This window comes from Streptomyces sp. SID5643 (genome assembly GCF_009872555.1).
Lineage (GTDB): Bacteria > Actinomycetota > Actinomycetes > Streptomycetales > Streptomycetaceae > Streptomyces > Streptomyces iakyrus.
The window spans coordinates 1-338 of record NZ_WWIC01000040.1; the positions used below are offsets into that span (position 1 = coordinate 1).

The following is a 338-nucleotide window of genomic DNA, read 5'->3' on the forward strand; positions in this document are numbered from 1 at the left end:
GACGGCGCCCCCTACCAGCACATCCTCGACCCCGACGAGCTGGACTGGCAGCTGACAGTGGCCGCCGTGGAGCCCGCAGAGCTTGACGTCGCACTCATCGAGGCGGCGCAGTACGCCTTCGACCTGGCGACCGAGGTGCCCATCCGGGCCTGGCTGTTCGATGCGGGCCTCGACGAGCGGGTCCTGGCGGTGACCATCCACCACATCGCCAGCGACGGCTGGTCCACGGGCCCCCTCGCCCGGGACGTCTCCACCGCTTACGCCGCCCGCCGCGAGGGCCGTGCCCCGGACTGGGGGCCGCTGCCGGTGCAGTACGCGGACTACGCGCTGTGGCAGCG

General features: G+C 73.1%; 1 protein-coding gene. It reads left to right on the top strand.

All coding sequences use genetic code 11. The features are described 5' to 3' along the window. On the top strand, positions 1 to 338 hold a 338-nt coding region (locus GTY56_RS04050; protein ID WP_161362538.1), incomplete at both ends, for a condensation domain-containing protein.